We start from the raw sequence: 17,988 nt of genomic DNA, 5'->3' as shown, positions 1-17,988 counted from the left end.
ATAGAGCTCAATAAGTGCAAATTTGGTTAATTTTTTCGACTTTATCTTATGAAGGATCCGGTCAAAATTCGCCTAATTTGGCGCAATTGCGCGGAACTTGTGAATGTCGCCAGCAGCTACGGTCGCGCGCTGTTAAGTTTTCTCACTCCGGACCAAATTGCATCACTGGTCGCGCGAAATTTTTTCATTCCGTTCGTGCGCTTCCTGTGCTTCCACAGTCATTGTTGCGATCGGTCTGGCTTTAAGCCGATCCAGCGAAATTGGTTCGCCGGTTACCTGGCAATAGCCATATTCGCCTTCGTCAATCCTTCTCAGTGCCGCGTCGATCTTCGATGTCAGTTTGCGTTGGCGATCCCGCGTTCGTAATTCTAGGCCCCAGTCTGTTTCGCTAGAGGCTCGATCATTTAGGTCCGCTTCCTGGATCGGGCCATCCTGCAAATGCGCCAAGGTTTCCTTAGACTCATCAATGATTTCCTGTTTCCACTTTTTCAGGGCCCGTTTGAAAAAGGCGAGTTGTCTTTCGTTCATGAACTCTTCGTCTTCGCTCGGTTCATAGCCTTCCGGAAGGACAATATCTGCGCTGTTTTTTGCGGATGCGTTCTTTACTGAGGATGCCAACATACTCTCCAAACATCATGCCCTACCCGAATCCGGAGAGCTGGACCACATATAGGGCGGGCCTATACCCAGCGGACTTACTGGAAACAAGGCGCAATATCGCTCTCTCTCCAATAATCCGGAAATCGGAATACATCGGGCAAGCACAACGTGATTTGACATTTGTTGCTTAAGCCGGTGCTTTACCTCGATTCTCATTTGCGGGACGAAAGAATCGATATTTTCTCGGATTTTGAAATGAATCCGATCGTAATGGTTCCAATTCGGGACATTAACCCTTGATCGATAGATATTGTTAACATCTTTTGCACTTTTCGGGCGAAAAACAGCGTTAATGTAATTGTGATTTACCAATTATTCTGTCTTTCTGCTGCACATCGATGCGGCGAAAAGGTCGGCTGGCATAACACGGCTAGCTTACTTTGCCCGGATCATAGCGGAAGAGAGATGAAATTATGTCGGTACGGATGGCTTTGGCAAAATTATGCGCCTGCACTTGCGGTGGGGCCTTGATTGGTGGCGGTGCTGTGCATGTTTCAGAGGCACCTGCTGCGCCTTATGTAAAAAAGATGTCGAAAAAGAAGCCGGTTCGCGCCCGCGTGGTCAAGCGCGGTGAACCCGCTCGCAAGATCAAACGTACGCGGCGCACTGTGACCAAAACGACCACTGCTTGCCAGCCATCGGTCGTCACAATCGCGCAGAGTCCGGCACAGCAACCTCTTCCTGTACCTTTGCCTCCCTATATTCCTCCAGCTCCGCCACTTGATGGCGGTGGCGGTTCTGTCCCGGTAGTCATTGGTGGTAGCGGCGGATATGGCGGCGGTGGCGGCGGCTTTTTCGGTGGTTTCTTTGGCGGCGGCGGTGGCTCCGGTGGCGGAAGTGTGGTTATTTCCTCAACCAGCAGCGGCGGCTCTACCAGCACATCGACAGGCGGTTTCACGAGCACCGGCGGCTCGACCAGTACCTCGACAGGTGGCGTTACGAGCACCGGCGGATCAACCAGCACATCGACAGGCGGTAGCAGTTCCTCTTCGTCGAGCTCATCCAGCAGCTCTTCGAGCAGTTCGTCCAGTAGTTCGTCGAGCGGTGGTGACGACCATGGTACTTCCGGTGGCTCCGGTTCGTCGAGCAGTTCCTCCAGCAGTTCGTCGAGCAGTTCTTCCAGCAGCTCATCGGGGGCGACCGGCGGGTCTTCAAGCTTCGGTGCCAGCAGTTCCTCGAGTAGTTCTTCCAGTTCCTCGAGCAGCAGCTCAAGCTCCTCTTCGGGCGGTAGTTCAGGAGGTTCCAACGGCGGGACGGACGTTCCGGCTCCGCCAGTTGTGCTGCTTTTTGGCGCGGGAGCCGCGGCACTATTTGCTCGGAGACGTAAGGCAAAACAGGCCGTTTCTGCCTAATCTCCATGCGAGGATAGAAATCAAAAAAGCGGCGGGAGCAATCCCGCCGCTTTTTTCTTTGTAGTCTTGCAAGTGAAACAGACGCTCGGCATAGGCAATCGCCATGCATGATATAAAATATATTCGCGAAAACCCTGACGTTTTTGATGCAGCTTTGTCGAAACGCGGCGTGGAACCCGTTGCCAAAGATTTGCTGGATCTGGATGAAGAGAGCCGCGGGCTTAAAACGGAGCTGCAGAACGGTCAGGCACGTCGCAACGAAGCATCCAAGGCGATCGGCAAAGCCAAGGCACAGGGTGATAACGAAGCAGCGCAAGCGTTGATGGCTGAAGTGGCCGAGCTGAAAAGTAAGCTGCCTGAACTTGAAGAAAAGGAACGTGAAGTTTCTGGCCGGTTGCATAATGTTCTGGCGGCATTGCCGAACCTCCCGACCGAAGATGTTCCGCCTGGTGACAATGAAGACGACAATGTCGAAGTCGAGCGATGGGGCAGTCCCGGAGAATTTGATTTTGATCCGAAAGAACATAGCGACATCGGCCCGGCGCTGGGGCTGGATTTCGAGACAGCAGCGGAGATGTCAGGCGCTCGCTTTGCCTTCCTGCGGGGTCAGATGGCGAGGCTGCAACGCGCCATCGGACAATATATGCTGGATCAACAAACCACGGTAAACGGCTTTCAGGAATGTGCGCCGCCGGTGCTGGTCCGCGATCAGGCGATGTTTGGTACGGGTCAGCTTCCCAAATTTTCTGAAGATTCGTTCCAGACCACGGAAGGTCACTGGTTGATTCCGACCGCGGAGGTAAGTCTGACCAACAGCGTAAATGGCCAGATCTTGGATGAAGCGCAGCTTCCGATCCGGTTGACAGCGCTGACGCTGTGTTTCCGAAGTGAAGCGGGCTCTGCTGGAAAGGATACAAAAGGCCTGATCCGTCAGCACCAATTTGAAAAAGTTGAAATGGTGGCCATCGTTCATCCAGATAACAGCGATGCCGAGCATGAGCGCATGACACAAGCTGCAGAATCGATCCTGAAAGGACTGGAGCTACCCTATCGCAAAATGCTTTTATGTGCGGGTGACATGGGCGCTACCGCTCGCAAGACCTTTGATCTGGAAGTCTGGCTACCGGGCCAGAATACCTATCGGGAGATCTCCAGCGTTTCAAATTGCGGTGACTTTCAGGCGCGGCGGATGAATGCGAGGTTCCGGCCGGAGAGTGAGGAAAAGGGAACCAGGTTTGTCCACACGCTAAACGGTTCCGGCTTAGCGGTCGGTCGGACATTGGTCGCGGTTCTCGAAAACTATCAGCAAGCCGATGGTTCGGTAAGCATTCCCTCTGCGTTGCGCCCCTATATGGGCGGCATAGAAAAGCTGGAGCCTGCATGATGCGTATTTTGCTGACCAATGATGATGGCTTTGATGCTCCAGGTATGAAAGTCCTGCTCGATATAGCATCGCATTTTTCCAACGACATCTGGATCGTTGCACCGTCCGATGAAAATTCGGGGGCTGGGCATTCTTTGACGCTGACCCGGCCCCTGCGGATACGCAAGCGAGGGGATCAGCAATATTCAGTCGATGGCACGCCAACGGACAGTGTCATGATGGCGGTGGCCAAAATTATGAAGGATGACCCGCCCGATCTGATATTATCCGGGGTCAATCGTGGTGCCAATCTGGGCGAAGACGTCACCTATTCCGGTACCGTCTCAGCCGCCATGGAAGGCGCCTTGGCGGGGATTCCTTCCATTGCCCTCAGCCAAGCCTATGCTCGCGAGGATATTGGTGCCAACGTGCCATTTGATGCTGCCGCGCATTGGGGTGAGAGGGTTCTTCGCCCTTTGATCAATCAGCGCATGGATCACCGGACGCTCGTAAATATCAATTTCCCGGCACTGCCGGCAAACGATGTCAAAGGGGTGCAGGTCGTCTCCCAGGGTATTCGTGACTATGGCCGCTTGCAGATTGTCAGCAATCGGGACCCGCGTGGCTTTGAATATCATTGGTTTGGCTTAGGACCGATGGTCGAAACACCAGCGCACAGTACCGATCTGGAAGCGATCGCCGATGGCTTTGTCTCGATCACACCCCTTCATCTTGACCTAACCCATTATGACTCAATGGACGGTTTGATAAAGCTTTACCCCTGATTGCCCTTCTGGTTCTGCGAATTTACTATGTTTTGGGCTGTGGGGCTGGCAAGCTGCGCTTTTGTTGCTAAAAGCGTTACGGCAAGGGGGATAATCGGTTAATGGGATCATATATCCGTCATATTGCGATCCTGACATTGCTTCTGGCGGTCACGGGCTGCATTCCGCCGGGCCGTGATGAATATGCACCGCCCCCGCCCCCGCCGCCTCAATTGGTTACCGACCCCTTGGTGCTCGGTACGGCACCGGACAAGGCACCCGCTTCGACATGGCAGGCCGCACCGGTCATTCCCAACGCGCGAAGCGTGCAATCAGGAATCTATGTCGTCCAGCCGGGAGACACGTTGCGGGGCATTGCAAACCGAACTGGTGCCGGCTCACAGATCATCGCCTTGGCCAACGGGTTGGTCGATCCTTATATCATTCATCCTGGTCAGCAGCTCAAAATTACCGGCGGGCGCTATCATACCGTCAATTCGGGCGAGACCGGTATTGCTATCGCGCGTGCCTATGGTGCATCGTGGAGTGAAATTGTGACGCTAAATGCGCTGGAGGCTCCCTATATTCTGCGTGTTGGTCAAAAGTTGCTCTTACCTTCCGCTGCGCCAAGCGATCCCGCTAATCTTAGCTTGGAACAACGTGCCTCTGCCTTTACTCTCGACATCGACGATATCGTGACCGGTAGTCAGCCGGCTCTGGCTGACGGTGTCTCTGCCAAAGAACCTTCGGATTGGCGGAAAGCCATTAGTCCCAATACGACTATTGCTACGCCTGCCGGCTTTTCCGGAAAGTTTCTGTGGCCGGTCGATGGCACCGTCCTGTCCAGTTTTGGGAGCAAGGGGGGCGGCAAAATTAATGATGGCCTCAACATCGGTGTCGCGAAGGGCACACCCATTCGGGCATCAGCCGACGGCGTGGTGGCTTATAGTGGTGACGAGATCGACGTGTTTGGCGGTCTTATTCTGATTAACCACGGATCGGGTTGGGTGACCGCTTACGGCCATGCTGACAAGCTTAACGTGACGCGTGGCCAAAAGGTTAGGGCCGGCGATATCATCGGTCTTGCTGGTGAAAGCGGCTACGTTGAGGAGCCGCAGTTGCATTTTGAAATCCGCAAAGACCGCAAACCGGTCGATCCGACAATCCATTTGCCGAAACGCGGCTGACCAGACCATGGCAAACAATACCAATCGCAAGATTTCTGACTATTTCACCCTGCGCCGTCGGTCGAGTCTGCCGATCTGGGCCGACATTGCCTGGCGAGTCACGTTTGTTCTGGCTCTGATTGGCATGGCGGTTTCGGTCCATTATTTTGACCGCAATGGTCTGCAGGACAGCTACGACGGCGATGTCAGCTTTCTTGATGTCGTCTATTTCACGATGATCTCGATCACCACGACAGGATATGGCGACATTGCGCCCGTGACCGAGCGGGCGCGGATGTTTGACGCGCTGGTTGTGACTCCGATTCGGATCTTCGTCGTGCTAATCTTTGTCGGCACGGCCTATAATTTTGTTTTCAAACGAACCTGGGACAATTGGCGCATGAAACTGATCCAAAGCAATTTGCACAACCATATCGTGATCGCCGGCTTCGGTACCAGCGGCAGCGAAGCGGTGCAGGAGCTGCTCGCGCGGGGCACCAACCCGGAAGAAATCGTTGTCATCGATTCGTCGGACGACGCCTTGTCGCAGGCTGAGAAGCTCGGCTGTGCGGTGATCAACGGTGATGCAACGCGGGACAATGCGTTGATGAACGTCAAGATATCGCGTGCTAGATCGCTGATTGTGTCGGCAGGGCGTGATGACACGAGCATTCTCATCGTGCTGACGGCCCGCCATCTGGCCTATCATCTGCCGATCAGTGTCTCGATCAAGGCGGCGGACAATGAGCTGCTGGCGCGGCAGGCGGGCGCGACGACCGTGATCAATCCTGTCAGTTTCGCGGGTCTGTTGCTCGCCGGCAGTTGTGAAGGGGCCAAGATTTCCGATTATCTGAGCGATCTGGCGTCCGCCACTGGCCGGGTCAAGCTGGTTCAGCGGGCGGTCACCGAAGCGGAGGTCGGTATGGCGATGAGCGAAGTGGTCGGCTCTGGCCTCGGCGTGCGGATCTATCGCGGCGATGCTGTCTATGGCTTCTGGGAAAACGAAGCAGCCGCGCTGGAGGCGGGCGATATCATTGTCGAGATCATTCCTGGCAACGGATCCGAGAATGATGCCAAGAAGACGGACTGAACAAGCCTGTTCCATGGTTCATGTTGCGCCTGCGAGATAAACATCTATTCTGGCGATCGAACGACGGAGCCTTATGATGTCCGAATCCATAGACATGCCGACCGGGTTGAGCCCGCCGAGCCGCACGGCGCAGCTTGGTGAACTGTCTCTGCCGCTCGATCTGGTGCGCTTTGGCCTGCAATGGCCGCGCCTGATTACGGCACCGCGCGGCGACGGCCGGCCAGTCTATCTGATCCCGGGCTATGGTGGTAGCGAACTGTCGCTGCGCCCGCTGGAGGCCTTTCTCAAGCGTATCAACTATGACGTCGCCGACTGGTCGCTGGGCCGCAACCGGGGCTCGGTCGACAAGGATATCGCGCGCTTCACCGCTGTCGCCGAGGCGCGCTTCGCCGAGAATGGCGAGCAGCCGTTCACGCTGATCGGCTGGTCGCTCGGCGGGATCATCGCTCGCGAGGTTGCTCGCCAGTCGCCGCATTTGGTGCGGGAGGTGATCACCATGGGTACGCCGATCATCGGCGGCCCGAAATATACCACGCCGGGCAAGCGCTTTGCGCGGTCGGCGAGCATTCGGCTCGACCAGTTCGAGCGCGAAGTCCACGAGCGCAACAGCATCGGTATCCGGCAGCCGCTGACCGTGCTCTACTCCAACCGGGACGGGATTGTCGGACCGGAGATCGCCAAGGATATCTACAACGCTCACGCCCGCAACATCCGCGTCGACGGCGGGCATATGGGGCTGGGCTTCAACCCCAAGGTCTGGCGGATCATAGCGGACACCCTGGCCGGGCGCTGACCTCCGCTTCATCCTGCCGCCTTGGGTTTCTCTTTGCGCCACAGATAGCGGTAGACGCCGAGCAGGTTGATCCCGAGCAAGACGACATTCTGCACGGCCAGCGGGTTGTTGCCATCGAGCAGCGAGCTGGTCACCCAGACGACCGACGATCCGCAGAACAGGACAAAGCCCCAGCCGGTTATTTTTGCTCCGGCGTTGAGCGCGACCATCAGCGCGGCGATCATGCCGATGATGCTGGCGGTCCATCGCAAAATATCCACCAGTTCCATGCTGCTGCTCCTGCTCTCGCTCATCCCTGTTGATGTGAGCCTTACGCACGAAGAGCTGATTGCGTTCATCGCCGCGGCATCTTTTTTGACGAGGGCCGGGAACGGTTCGCCGCGTGAACCATTGATAGAGCAAGTCGGGCGCTGCCTCTCCCTCCCATTTGTTGGCAGCCCCGGCGACTTCCCGGCCAAATCAAGTCGATGATACCGCGACCCACCGCCTATGCCGCCTGTCCGAACCAGGCGTGGACGGCGCCCATCGCGATGTAGAACAGCAGCCAATAGCCGGCATCGATGAAGAACAGCGTTGGTTTTTTCTGCGAAAACAGGTAGTTGGTGCCAATCGCCGGCACGATAAAGCCAAGCGCGACGCCAAAGGCAGTCAGGATCTTGACGCCGAACGACAGGTCCATCGCATAGGTCGCGAACGTGTGGGCCAGCGTCCACGAGGCGACCAGGCTGAAGGCAAAGGCACCGCCGTAGATCGCGCCCATATTGCCCTGCCTGATCTGCTCTTCGGTCAGGCCGACCGCGCCCATCCATTTCTTGCCCATGATCGGGCCATACCAGATGCCGCCAACGACAAAGCCCGCCAGCGCGGCGAGCACGACGGCCAGCCAGTTCACGTCAAATATGTTCATTGCATCCTCCCCAGAATGTGTCCCGGTCTGCGCCGGGGTCCATCTCCTGTACCCAAATCCGGCGGTTTGGGCAATTGGGGGGCGCTTTGGCGGTACGGTGTTTCGTCCTTCGGCCATGGGGCAAGGGTGATGGTTCCTAGATGGGCCCCGGCCTTCGCCGGGGTACGGGGGGTGCGTATGGAGGCGGGGCGGGGGTTGCCGAACATTGATCGTGACTCGGCGGGCAAACAGGCCTAAAGGCCGCGCCCTATGGCTACCCAAATTCCCTCTCCGCCCAAAGTGGGCATGGTTTCGCTCGGCTGTCCCAAGGCTTTGGTCGACAGCGAACGGATTCTGACGCAGCTGCGCAGCGACGGCTATGACCTGTCGCCGGACTATGCCGGTGCGGATGTGGTGCTGGTCAACACTTGCGGTTTTCTCGACAGCGCAAAGGAAGAGAGCCTCGAGGCGATCGGCGAGGCGATGGCCGAGAATGGCCGGGTGATCGTCACAGGCTGCATGGGCAATGAAGCCGATGTGATCATGAAGCGCTTCCCCGATGTGCTGGCCGTGACCGGCGCGCATCAATACGAGGATGTGGTGACCGCGGTCTATGCGGCAGCGCCCGCGGCGCGCGGTGCCTTTGTCGATCTGGTGCCGGAAGCCGGCCTGAAGCTGACGCCGCGCCATTACAGCTATCTCAAGATTTCCGAAGGCTGCAACCATCGCTGTTCCTTCTGCATCATTCCCAGCCTGCGCGGCGACCTTGTGTCGCGCCGTCCCGATGCGATCCTGCGCGAAGCGGAGAAGCTGGTTGCGGCGGGGACGAAGGAACTGCTGGTGATCAGCCAGGATACGTCGGCTTATGGCGTCGATATCCGGCACGAACCGCGGGTGTGGAATGGTCCGACCGGGCAGGGCCGCGAGGTCCGCGCCCATATGACCGATCTGGCGGCGGCGCTGGGCGAGCTCAGGACGCCCGAAGGTCAGCGCGTCTGGAGCCGGCTGCACTATGTCTATCCCTATCCGCATGTCGACAAGGTGATTCCGCTGATGGCCGAGCGCAAGATCACGCCCTATCTCGACATCCCGTTCCAGCATGCCGCGCCCAATGTCCTGAAGCGGATGAAGCGCCCGGCCAACGAGGCCAAGGTGCTGCAGCGGGTCAAGTCGTGGCGCGATATCTGCCCTGATCTCACCATCCGCTCGACCTTTGTCGTCGGCTTTCCCGGCGAGACCGAAGCGGATTTTCAATATCTGCTCGACTGGCTCGAGGAAGCCCAACTCGACCGGGTCGGCGCGTTCCGCTTTGAGCCTGTCGAAGGGGCCGAAGCCAATCGTCTCGATGGCGCGGTGCCAGAAGAGGTCAAGGAAGAGCGCTACCAGCGGATCATGGAAGTAACCGCCCGGATCAGCGCCGCCAAGCTGCAGGCGAAGATCGGCCGTACGCTGCCGGTGATCATCGACGAGATCGGTGAGCCGGATGAAGATGGCGATATCGGGGCGACCGCGCGGTCCGAGGCCGATGCGCCGGAGATCGACGGCAATGTTTTCTTGCGCAATGTGGGCGCGGATCTGGCCGTGGGTGATATTGTCGATGCGGTGATTGAAGATGCCGATGAGCATGATCTGTTTGGGGTTGCCGGTTAGGCCTTTGGTCATTCCCGCGCAGGCGGGAATCCAGTTTACCGGCGCTTTCGTTGCTACGGTCAGCTCTATCTGGATCCCCGCCTGCGCGGGGATGACAAGATAGATGACGATTCTTTGTATATTTTTATCGCGCTTCATATCCCGTCCTCACGCCCTGTGCTCCGGACTTGATCCGGAGCCCTGCGCGGCCATCTGCCATCGTGCTTTGGGCGCAGGGCTCCGCGTCGAGCGCGGAGCACGAGGTCGGGAGGCCTCCATATCCGTTCGTGTCGAGCGTAGTCGAGACACCTCGTTGCCATAACCGGTCTCTCGACTGCGCTCGAGACGAACGGTGAATGTGTTCATCATCACTCTGCTTCCGTATAGAGTCGTCATCCTGAACTTGTTTCAGGACCCCAGCCGTCCAAACCGGAACATGGTGGGAAGACATACGGGGTCCTGAAACAAGTTCAGGATGACGAGGGCCGGTTTTCCAGCACCTATTCTTGACAAACTTTACAGGGTCATATTCTTAACTCTTCCGCATCGTCCCCCTCCTCCACCCAGGGGTCATCCTCGGCGGCTTTTTCCGCCAGCTCGGCGCGGGCGAGTTCTTCGTAGTGCAGGGCGGAGGCGACCGTGTCGTTGCGGGTGCCGGTGGGGATGGCGGTGAGGCCGGGGACGTCGCGTTCCATTTCGGCGGCTTCCTCGGGGGTCATCCGGTAATAGTCCGGCGGGCCGTCCTGGTCGGGGAAGGTGACCGCGTAAAATTCGTCGCCATCCTCCTCCACCGGCGGCTGCAGGGCTTCGGCGCGGGCCGCGGCTGCGGCCAGTTCTTCGTCGGTCGGGGTGGCGATCAGCGGGGCGGTGTCATCGCCGGTGCGGATCGCCTCCAGCATGTCTTCAAAACGGGCGGCGCCGCGCTGGGCCGGGATTTCCTCGGCGATCTTGTCTAGCCGCGCCAGATGCGCCAGCAGCAGCCGGCTGTCATAGCGCCGCCGCGTCGCCACGCACTCGCCGTGATAGAAGACCGGCTCCTCAATGCCCTCGATCGCCCGCTCCTGCAGCGCATCCTCCGCCACATCGCGCGCCAGCACCAGCGCCGCTCGCCACGCCCGGGCAAAATCCGGGTCGCGGCGGCGCAGGTCATAGGCCGACTGGCGGCTGAGCTGCACATAATAGGCCGAGGCCCCGACATTGCCGGTGCGGGCGAGGGCCTCGAGGAATTTGACGCGCAATTCGGGGAGCCAGCCATCGTGGCGAGGGGTGCGGGAGGAGGAGGGGCTGTGCTCCGCGCTTGACGCGGAGCTCTGCGCGTCTGCCGGGGCGTTGGTGTTTTGAGCACAGGGCTCCGCGTCGAGCGCGGAGCACGAGGGTGGTTGTGTCTCCCTATCCGTTCGTGTCGAGCGAAGTCGAGACACCTCTGCGCCATCACCAGTCTCTCGACTGCGCTCGAGACGAACGGGCGTATCGGGAGCGTGTTCACCACTCTCAACCTCGTCCGTCTTCCCACCATCTTCCGGTCTGGCCGCCCGGGGTCCTGAAACGAGTTCAGGATGACGTCTCTCCCTCTCGTCCGTTGGTTCGTCATTGCGAGCGCCGCCAAGCAATCCAGCGCGCCGTTCCCCGCCTTGGATCGCCGCGTCGCTGCGCGCCTCGCAGGGACGGCTGGCCCCGCCTTCGCCCGTTGCCGCACCCCGCGCCTGGCCCAGCCGCCGCGCAAATTCATCCTGATAGGTCATTGGTCATATTCCTTTCCGGCAACCATCCCGAGCGCGGCACAGGGGGTGCGGCGGGTTTGGGAGTGGTTTGTTAAAGGGACGGAATATAACCTATTTGGTTTTGTGTAGGAAAGAGAGACTTTACCGTTGATATCCCGGCGGGGTATTTGGATATATCAGCAATGAAATCGTCTGGTTATGAAAATCAGAGAATAAAGCAGTTTCAAAAACTTCTTCTTGATCTGCCCAGACACCCTCTGGAAGCCATTCGCCATCAATTGATATTTCAGAGGGCCCCTTTGCAGCCAGGCTTTTATCCGGAATTGGTATGGTTTCCTGTTTCGCGCGAAAATAGACGCCACTTTTTAGTAATGGCTTGCTGCTCCACGACCAATCAATGAAGCCGTCTTTGCTAACCACGACCATTGCTCTCTTAGTTGTGATTTCTAGCCATTTTAAGATGGTAGCAGTAGTTGACGATTCATAACGTGTGCCTAATGCCGCGAAATCTCGAATTCTAAACACTTTCCAAGACTTTGTTTGCGCACGAAAATCATCAAGTGGCATCAGCAGGAAGGAGGCAAACTCATTAGCTTCACTCTCCATTTTTCCGTATTCAGAATCCCATGCCCGCATATCGGTTTTGGAGCATGAGATTTCATTTATGACCAAAGCTCGATGCAATAAATAATGACCTAGTTCGTGGGCCAAAGTAAAATTTATACGCCCTTTGGAACTTAGTCCTGAATTATAAAAAATGCCCCATTCTTTCGGTTTGATAGGGTTCCTGACTAGCGCTCCTTCAAAACTGCCCGTAAAGTTCTTGCCTTCTACTAAAGTAATCGGTTCGTCAGGAAACACACTTTTTGAATACTCCTGAGCGACCAGTCCCACGTTGATCGGGAATCGATCAAGTCCGTGAGCTGCATTGAAGGCAGTCAACATTTTTGTCAGATGGATTGCCCATCCAGATGGAGTTTTTGGAAGACTTATTTCTCCTTACTCCAGATTTCTATCATTTCTTGGAACTTAGCCTGATCGTTCTTGTCCAATTTACTAAATTTTCGGAAAAACGCTTCTTGCTTTTGGGCTTCATCAGGTTCTGATTTATCGTCCATCAAGTAACTTGCAGATTCACCAAGTGCATCTGCTATTTTCGCAAGTTTCTCGGCAGACGGTTTTCGTACGTCGCGATTCTCTAACTCCCACAAATAACTTTTACTTGTTTCAGCAATCTTTGCCAATTCGTCGAGGGAGAGACCTTTACGCGTTCGGCTTTCCAATAATTTTTGTCCTAGCGTTTTACCCATGATTCCTAATCTTTTGTCTCCTTGAATGGTGTTCGATATATATCGAACAAATATGTTCTTGACAATAGGCGTTCGTCGTTCGATATATCGAACAGAAAAATTCGATAAGGAGATTCGAAATGCCAAAAAAAGGTCCCGAAAGCCATCACGTCGTACCTAACCCTAAAGGTGGTTGGGATGTGAAACGTGGCGGAAGTCAGCGGGCTAGCGGCCACTATGAAACTAAAAGTGAAGCTGTGAAGGAAGGCCGCCAAATTAGTCGCAATCAACAGACTGAATTTAGAATTCACAATCGCGATGGGAAAATTGCCCAGAGCGATAGTCATGGGAACGATCCCAATCCTCCAACAGGTTAGATAAAGTTATGTCCATTCGAAACATTCCGCTCAGGAAGCTGCTTCAGTTGATGTACGCTGACGATAGGTTGCGAACATCGAAATTGCGTGAAGATATTAGAAATACGATAGCGCGAGACTCAGGTATTGAAAGTGGAGGGCCAGACTTTTATTCTCCATTTTGGTATTCGGCAAAAAACCACGTGTTCGGCACCAATGATCTTCACACTGATGTTGAGGAACATATCGCTACCAATTATCGGCGGGCAAGACTTTATCCGAGGCTCAGAGACGGCTTTCTCTTGTGGTGGAATGAACGCCGTCGGTGGACCAACGAACCTTTCGTTCCGGCGGATGCGCTGTCAGGTGTCTATCCAAACGAAGCGTTAGACGTTACCGTTAAAGTGAATAATATTCTCTCGGTACGCGACGGAACTGAAGAAGAGCACTTTATGTATCCTTACTTTTGTCCGGAACCGGTTTTGTCATTAGAAGCTGCCCGGATAGGATTATGGATTATGCGTAATACCTTTCCTAATGTTCCGGAGGATGATCTTCGTATTTTAGATGTAATCAGGGGCGAAAATTACTCAATCGGTCGGGTCCAAATGTTGGGTGATGAACAACGCATTTTCGAAGCCCGTTTCCAGTGGTTGTTAAATGAATGGGACAGGTTGAGACTAGAATACGATTGAGAGGGCAGCGTCCCACACTTTGTACGATACCGCTCTGGATGGCATCATCACCAAAGACACAGTCTTCGTCTAATCCAACTGCGCCTAGCCGCCTGCTCAGCCACTCCGGCGTCGGTCAATAGTCGCAGTCGCTCCAGTAATCCTTGTGGGTGGTGCAGCTCTGGGCACCGCTGAACCGGTCGACCAGGCAGACTTTCTGCATCGGGCAGGCCTTGCGCCGCTTTGGCACATATTGCGGCGGAGCGTTGTGGCGGTCAAAGTCGGCCATGACGGCGCTCCGGGCTTTCTGGGCCTGGGCACGGATCGTTGCATCGCCATGGATATTGGCCTGATCCAGCCAGTAGAGAATTTCATCCTGATGGTCATAGGGGTCCTTGCCCTGCAGCAGCGACGAGGCGGCCATCACCATGCCATAAGATGAGCCCGCCTGCGCAATATTGCGGGACAGGCGGTAGGCGAGGTCAAAGTCCTGCTTGACGCCGGCGCCGCTGTTGATCTGGTCAAACGCCATGATCGCGGCATAGAGATGCCCGGCTTCGGCGGCCTTGCGAAACCAGTAGAAGGATTTTTTCGGGTCTTTGGCGGTGCCGAGACCGTTCATGTGGAACAGGCCGGCGTTGAACATGGCGTCCAGATGCCCGGCCTCGCCAGCGGCCTCGAGCAGCGGCAGCGCGGCGGCATTGTCCCGCTGGCCGCCGATTTTCCCGGTGGACAGCCAGACCGCTTTCGAAAATTGGGCAATGGGGTCGCCCCAGTCTGCTGCCATGCCAACCAGCTGATAGCCGTCCGCCCGCGATTCTTCCCCGAATTTGCCCAGGAAGAAGGCAAAGCCCGCTTCGAAGGTGGCGACCGGATCATCCTGTTTTCCGGCATAAGCCATGGTCCGGTCCAGACCCGTCTTGGTGCTGATCACATGGTCGGTAGCCCGCACGCGGAGCTGGTCCGGAGGGGGCGGGCAATATGCGCCTTCCTCGAGCGTTTTTGCCTCATAGCTGTTGGCCCAGTTGATCTCCTCGTCAGAGGGGCGCTTGCCGGCGGCCACTTCTTCGGTCAGCAGATCATAGGCAATGTGGCAATTGCTGTGGGTCTGATAGACCTGGTTAATGTCGGGCTTGCCGTCAGCGGCGAGAGCGGCCGTTCCGAACAGGGTCGAGAGGGCAAGCATCAAAATCAGTCTGGGCATGGTCCTATTCTTCTTCGTCGGCTGGTAACGGGCTGGGAATAAGGGAAATAGGTTGCTTTGTCATCCTGGCGTTTTTTGCCATTCCGCCCGGGTGATCTCCCAGACCAGCGAGGGCCTGGTCGTGCCGTCCGGGCGCTGGCTGGTGATCTCGCCCATCCGGCGGAAGCCGAGATGGTCGAGTAGCTGGGCGGTGCGGATATTGTCGGGGGCGGCGGTTTCGCAGATCAGGTCGAGGCCGAGATGGTCGAACATCCAGGCGAAGCTCTGCTTTGCGCCGCTGCTGCCCTGGCGCTGGCCCTGGCGGTCGGGGTGGATCGCGCCGCCGAGCTCGCCGGCCGCCCATTCGGGCCAGAGGCACAGGTCGCTGTAGCCGCTGATCCGGCCGGCTTTGTCGAAAGTGAGGAACAGCAGGCCGGTGCCGCACTCGCGCTCGCTCTGGTGGCCGGAGATGAAGGCGCGCACCGACTCCACGGTCAGCGGGCGGGGCAGGGTGTAGATCGCGGCGTGGATCCGCGGGTCCTCGAGAAATTCGTGTAACCGCGCGGCATCTTCCGGCGTGGCGAGGCGCGAGGAGTCGCCGCCGGGGCCGAGTGTGGTGGTGCGGGCGACGGCAGCGCGGATTGCGGCGGCTTTGGCGGGCGTTGCCGCCTGGCGGGTGATCGGGATGCCGTGCTTTTCCGTCATCGGATCACCCTAGCCGCTGTTCGGGGCGGAGGCCATGGCTTCAGCCGAGGCCGGTCAGCCCGAGCACGCAGATCACCAGCAGATAGCCCAGCCCCGCATAGATCCCGCCGCGGAACCATGGATAGGGGATCCGCGCCAGGCCGGGGTAGCCTTTGGGATGGACGACGGTCAGCCGCTCGCCGATCACCGGGGTCGGGAAGGGCGTGGTCAGGGGATCGCGGACCTCGATGAAGCCGCCGCGCTCGTCCGGGACTAGCAGGATCGCATTATACAGGGTGGCGCCGCCGCGGCGGATGAGCTGGTGGCGGACGATCTGGGCCGGGACGCGGCGGGTCTCGCCGCGAATAAACGGCAGATCGCTGCGCAGCATCAGCGTAAGGCCAGTGGCGGCGAGGGCGAGGCCGATCAAGAGGACAAGACTTTCGATGGCGCGGCGCTATCACGCTTTGGCGGGGGTGTTAAGTAACCTCTCTCTGGATTTTCCCCTCTCCCCTGCGGGAGAGGGATGAGGAGACTTGGCAGCTTGCTGACTAGTCGGAGCTGGGTTGCGCTTCAAAATGCAGAACGCCCTCATCCAACTGCGCCTAATCCTGCGGATAAGGCTTCGTATCCTTCTCCCTCACGGGAGAAGAAGAAGGAGCGTACCGTTTCGGGCATGATCCGTTCGTGCTCCCGGCTGCCTATGGCCGCCTTGGCTGGCGCTCGGGCCCGCGCCTTAACCGTTCGATTAAATTGTCAATTGCAACTGGTCGCGGGTGATGGCATAACCGGGCAAAAGCTGGGAGAGACGGCATGGCTACACAGAGCGCGCAAACACAAACCATGGCATCGGATTCTGTCGATGTGCTGATCGTCGGGGCGGGGATTTCGGGGATCGGCATGGCGGTCCATCTGCGCGACAAATGTCCGGGCAAGAGCTTTGCCATCGTCGAGCGGCGCGAGGAAATTGGCGGGACCTGGAACTTGTTCCAATATCCCGGCATCCGCAGCGACAGCGACATGCACACTCTGGGCTTCAGTTTCGAGCCGTGGACCGAGCAGAAATCGATCGCCGATGGTCCGTCGATCATGAACTATCTCCACCGGATCAAGGCGAAGCATGATCTGGAACGCCATATCCACTTTGGCCACAAGGTGCTGTCCGCCAGCTGGTCGAGCGAGGAAGCGCGCTGGACGGTGACGGCGGAGAAGGCCGATGGCAGCACCGCCATCCTGCACGCCAATTTCGTCTATATGGGCGCTGGCTATTATGATTATGACAATCCCTATGATGCGAAGATCGAGGGGATCGGCGACTTCAAGGGCGATGTCGTGCATCCGCAATTCTGGCCCAAGGATTTTGATTATTCCGGCAAGAAGGTCGTGATCATCGGCAGCGGCGCGACCGCGGTGACGATCGTGCCGGTGCTGGCGGAGAAAGCCAGCCATGTGACGATGCTGCAGCGGACGCCGACCTGGTATGCGGCGCGGCCGTCGAAAGACTGGCTCGCCAATATCCTGCGCAAGATCCTGCCCGACAAATGGGCCTATAGCATCACCCGCTGGAAGAATGTGAAGATGCAGGATCTCACCTTCCGCACCGCCCGCGACAATCCGCAGAAAGTCATCGACAAGCTTGAAAAGCCGATGAAGAGAGAGCTTGGCGAGAAATATGTGAAGGACGATTACACGCCGCCTTACGGGCCGTGGGAGCAGCGCCTGTGCCTGGTGCCGGATGGCGACATGTTCAAGGCGATCGCCGCGGGCCGGGCCGATTTGAAGACCGGCCATATCGAGACGGTGACGGAGAACGGGATCAGGCTGAAATCCGGCGAGACGCTGGACGCTGATGTAATTGTCACGGCGACGGGGCTAAAGCTGGCGGTGGCCGGCAAGGTTGCTTTCTCGGTCGATGGCAAGCCGGTGCGCTGGCCCGATCATTATTATTACAAGGGCTGCATGTTCTCCGACATTCCCAATCTGGCGATCGTGTTCGGCTATCTCAACGCGTCCTGGACGCTGAAAGCGGATATCGTTTCGGAATATGTCTGCCGGGTGATCAATCATATGGACGCGACGTCGACCCGGATCGCCAATCCGGCGCTCGGCAAGGAGCTGGAGCAGGAGGAGCTGTTCGACTTTTCCTCCGGCTATCTCCAGCGCTCGCTCCACGAATTGCCGCGCAACAGCACAGAGATGCCGTGGAAGCTCAATCAGGATTATCTGTACGACAAGAATATCCTGCTGAACGATCCGATCGACGACGGGGTTCTGCGGTTTTACGGGCCGAATTCGCAGCACGGCGCGGAGGATAGCGAGCCGGCGCTCGAAGCCGCAGAATGACTCAGGCCCTGGCAGGCTGATCGCCCGCGCCCTCG

General features: G+C 57.4%; 19 protein-coding genes. 9 read left to right on the top strand and 10 right to left on the bottom strand.

Annotated features, from left to right (window positions below; all coding sequences use genetic code 11):
* Positions 1–162: 162 nt before the first annotated feature.
* Both dksA and ACN0WW_RS08210 read right to left on the bottom strand, forming a co-directional pair.
* On the bottom strand, positions 163–621 hold the full coding sequence (dksA, locus tag ACN0WW_RS08215) for an RNA polymerase-binding protein DksA (protein WP_417611289.1): 459 nt from the start codon (positions 619–621) through the stop codon (positions 163–165).
* A gap of 736 nt (positions 622–1,357) precedes the next feature.
* Positions 1,358–1,906: a hypothetical protein gene (locus tag ACN0WW_RS08210; protein WP_417611287.1), complete on the bottom strand. Its 549-nt coding sequence runs from the start codon at positions 1,904–1,906 to the stop codon at positions 1,358–1,360.
* A 209-nt stretch (positions 1,907–2,115) separates the two neighbouring features.
* Here ACN0WW_RS08210 and serS point away from each other — a divergent pair, with 209 nt between their 5' ends.
* From serS to ACN0WW_RS08185, 5 genes are all read left to right on the top strand, one after another.
* Entirely contained in the window at positions 2,116–3,396 is a 1,281-nt protein-coding gene (gene serS / locus ACN0WW_RS08205) for a serine--tRNA ligase (RefSeq protein ID WP_417611285.1), read from the top strand.
* Entirely contained in the window at positions 3,396–4,160 is a 765-nt protein-coding gene (surE, locus tag ACN0WW_RS08200) for a 5'/3'-nucleotidase SurE (RefSeq protein ID WP_417611670.1), read from the top strand. The genes serS and surE overlap by 1 nt, the downstream gene beginning before the upstream one ends.
* Positions 4,161–4,261: 101 nt before the next feature.
* On the top strand, positions 4,262–5,326 hold the full coding sequence (locus ACN0WW_RS08195) for a peptidoglycan DD-metalloendopeptidase family protein (RefSeq protein WP_417611283.1): 1,065 nt from the start codon (positions 4,262–4,264) through the stop codon (positions 5,324–5,326).
* A gap of 7 nt (positions 5,327–5,333) precedes the next feature.
* Positions 5,334–6,395 (top strand): potassium channel family protein, encoded by a 1,062-nt coding sequence (locus ACN0WW_RS08190; RefSeq protein ID WP_417611281.1) that lies wholly within the window; start codon positions 5,334–5,336, stop codon positions 6,393–6,395.
* Positions 6,396–6,468: 73 nt separating this feature from the next.
* The gene (locus ACN0WW_RS08185; RefSeq protein ID WP_417611279.1) at positions 6,469–7,188 is read left to right on the top strand and encodes an esterase/lipase family protein; all 720 of its coding nucleotides are present in this window, start codon (positions 6,469–6,471) and stop codon (positions 7,186–7,188) included.
* Between the two features lie 8 nt (positions 7,189–7,196).
* Here ACN0WW_RS08185 and ACN0WW_RS08180 read toward each other — a convergent pair whose 3' ends face one another.
* On the bottom strand, positions 7,197–7,457 hold the full coding sequence (locus ACN0WW_RS08180) for a hypothetical protein (RefSeq protein WP_417611277.1): 261 nt from the start codon (positions 7,455–7,457) through the stop codon (positions 7,197–7,199).
* Positions 7,458–7,675: 218 nt separating this feature from the next.
* A complete protein-coding gene (locus tag ACN0WW_RS08175; protein WP_417611275.1) occupies positions 7,676–8,095 on the bottom strand; it encodes a DUF1761 domain-containing protein in 420 nt (139 codons plus the stop codon).
* Between the two features lie 249 nt (positions 8,096–8,344).
* On the opposite strand from ACN0WW_RS08175, the gene rimO reads away from it, so the two are divergent.
* Positions 8,345–9,724: a 30S ribosomal protein S12 methylthiotransferase RimO gene (rimO, locus tag ACN0WW_RS08170; RefSeq protein ID WP_417611273.1), complete on the top strand. Its 1,380-nt coding sequence runs from the start codon at positions 8,345–8,347 to the stop codon at positions 9,722–9,724.
* Positions 9,725–10,227: 503 nt separating this feature from the next.
* Here the strand turns inward: rimO and ACN0WW_RS08165 are convergent.
* The 3 genes from ACN0WW_RS08165 to ACN0WW_RS08155 all read right to left on the bottom strand — a co-directional run bounded on the left by ACN0WW_RS08165 (position 10,228) and on the right by ACN0WW_RS08155 (position 12,734).
* Positions 10,228–10,941, bottom strand: a complete 714-nt coding sequence (locus ACN0WW_RS08165) for a hypothetical protein (RefSeq protein WP_417611271.1) — start codon at positions 10,939–10,941, stop codon at positions 10,228–10,230.
* A 624-nt stretch (positions 10,942–11,565) separates the two neighbouring features.
* Entirely contained in the window at positions 11,566–12,369 is an 804-nt protein-coding gene (locus ACN0WW_RS08160; RefSeq protein ID WP_417611269.1) for an ImmA/IrrE family metallo-endopeptidase, read from the bottom strand.
* Positions 12,370–12,413: 44 nt separating this feature from the next.
* Positions 12,414–12,734 carry a helix-turn-helix domain-containing protein gene (locus tag ACN0WW_RS08155; RefSeq protein WP_417611267.1) on the bottom strand — a complete coding sequence of 107 codons (321 nt, stop codon included), beginning with the start codon at positions 12,732–12,734 and terminating at the stop codon, positions 12,414–12,416.
* A gap of 119 nt (positions 12,735–12,853) precedes the next feature.
* On the opposite strand from ACN0WW_RS08155, the gene ACN0WW_RS08150 reads away from it, so the two are divergent.
* On the top strand, positions 12,854–13,090 hold the full coding sequence (locus ACN0WW_RS08150) for a DUF2188 domain-containing protein (protein WP_417611265.1): 237 nt from the start codon (positions 12,854–12,856) through the stop codon (positions 13,088–13,090).
* Between the two features lie 8 nt (positions 13,091–13,098).
* On the top strand, positions 13,099–13,764 hold the full coding sequence (locus ACN0WW_RS08145) for a hypothetical protein (RefSeq protein WP_417611263.1): 666 nt from the start codon (positions 13,099–13,101) through the stop codon (positions 13,762–13,764).
* A 115-nt stretch (positions 13,765–13,879) separates the two neighbouring features.
* Here the strand turns inward: ACN0WW_RS08145 and ACN0WW_RS08140 are convergent, their stop codons facing one another.
* Genes ACN0WW_RS08140 through ACN0WW_RS08130 form a run of 3 tightly spaced genes read right to left on the bottom strand, consistent with a single transcriptional unit; the run spans position 13,880 to position 16,040 of the window.
* Positions 13,880–14,947: a tetratricopeptide repeat protein gene (locus tag ACN0WW_RS08140; RefSeq protein WP_417611261.1), complete on the bottom strand. Its 1,068-nt coding sequence runs from the start codon at positions 14,945–14,947 to the stop codon at positions 13,880–13,882.
* Between the two features lie 60 nt (positions 14,948–15,007).
* Positions 15,008–15,631 (bottom strand): GNAT family N-acetyltransferase, encoded by a 624-nt coding sequence (locus tag ACN0WW_RS08135; protein ID WP_417611259.1) that lies wholly within the window; start codon positions 15,629–15,631, stop codon positions 15,008–15,010.
* Between the two features lie 40 nt (positions 15,632–15,671).
* Positions 15,672–16,040, bottom strand: a complete 369-nt coding sequence (locus tag ACN0WW_RS08130) for a hypothetical protein (protein WP_417611257.1) — start codon at positions 16,038–16,040, stop codon at positions 15,672–15,674.
* A 383-nt stretch (positions 16,041–16,423) separates the two neighbouring features.
* On the opposite strand from ACN0WW_RS08130, the gene ACN0WW_RS08125 reads away from it, so the two are divergent.
* Positions 16,424–17,953, top strand: a complete 1,530-nt coding sequence (locus tag ACN0WW_RS08125) for a flavin-containing monooxygenase (protein ID WP_417611255.1) — start codon at positions 16,424–16,426, stop codon at positions 17,951–17,953.
* The last annotated feature ends 35 nt before the right edge of the window (positions 17,954–17,988 follow it).

It is taken from the genome of Parasphingorhabdus sp., from assembly GCF_048269865.1.
Classification (GTDB): Bacteria; Pseudomonadota; Alphaproteobacteria; order Sphingomonadales; family Sphingomonadaceae; genus Parasphingorhabdus.
This window is presented reverse-complemented; position numbering and strand designations above follow the sequence as displayed.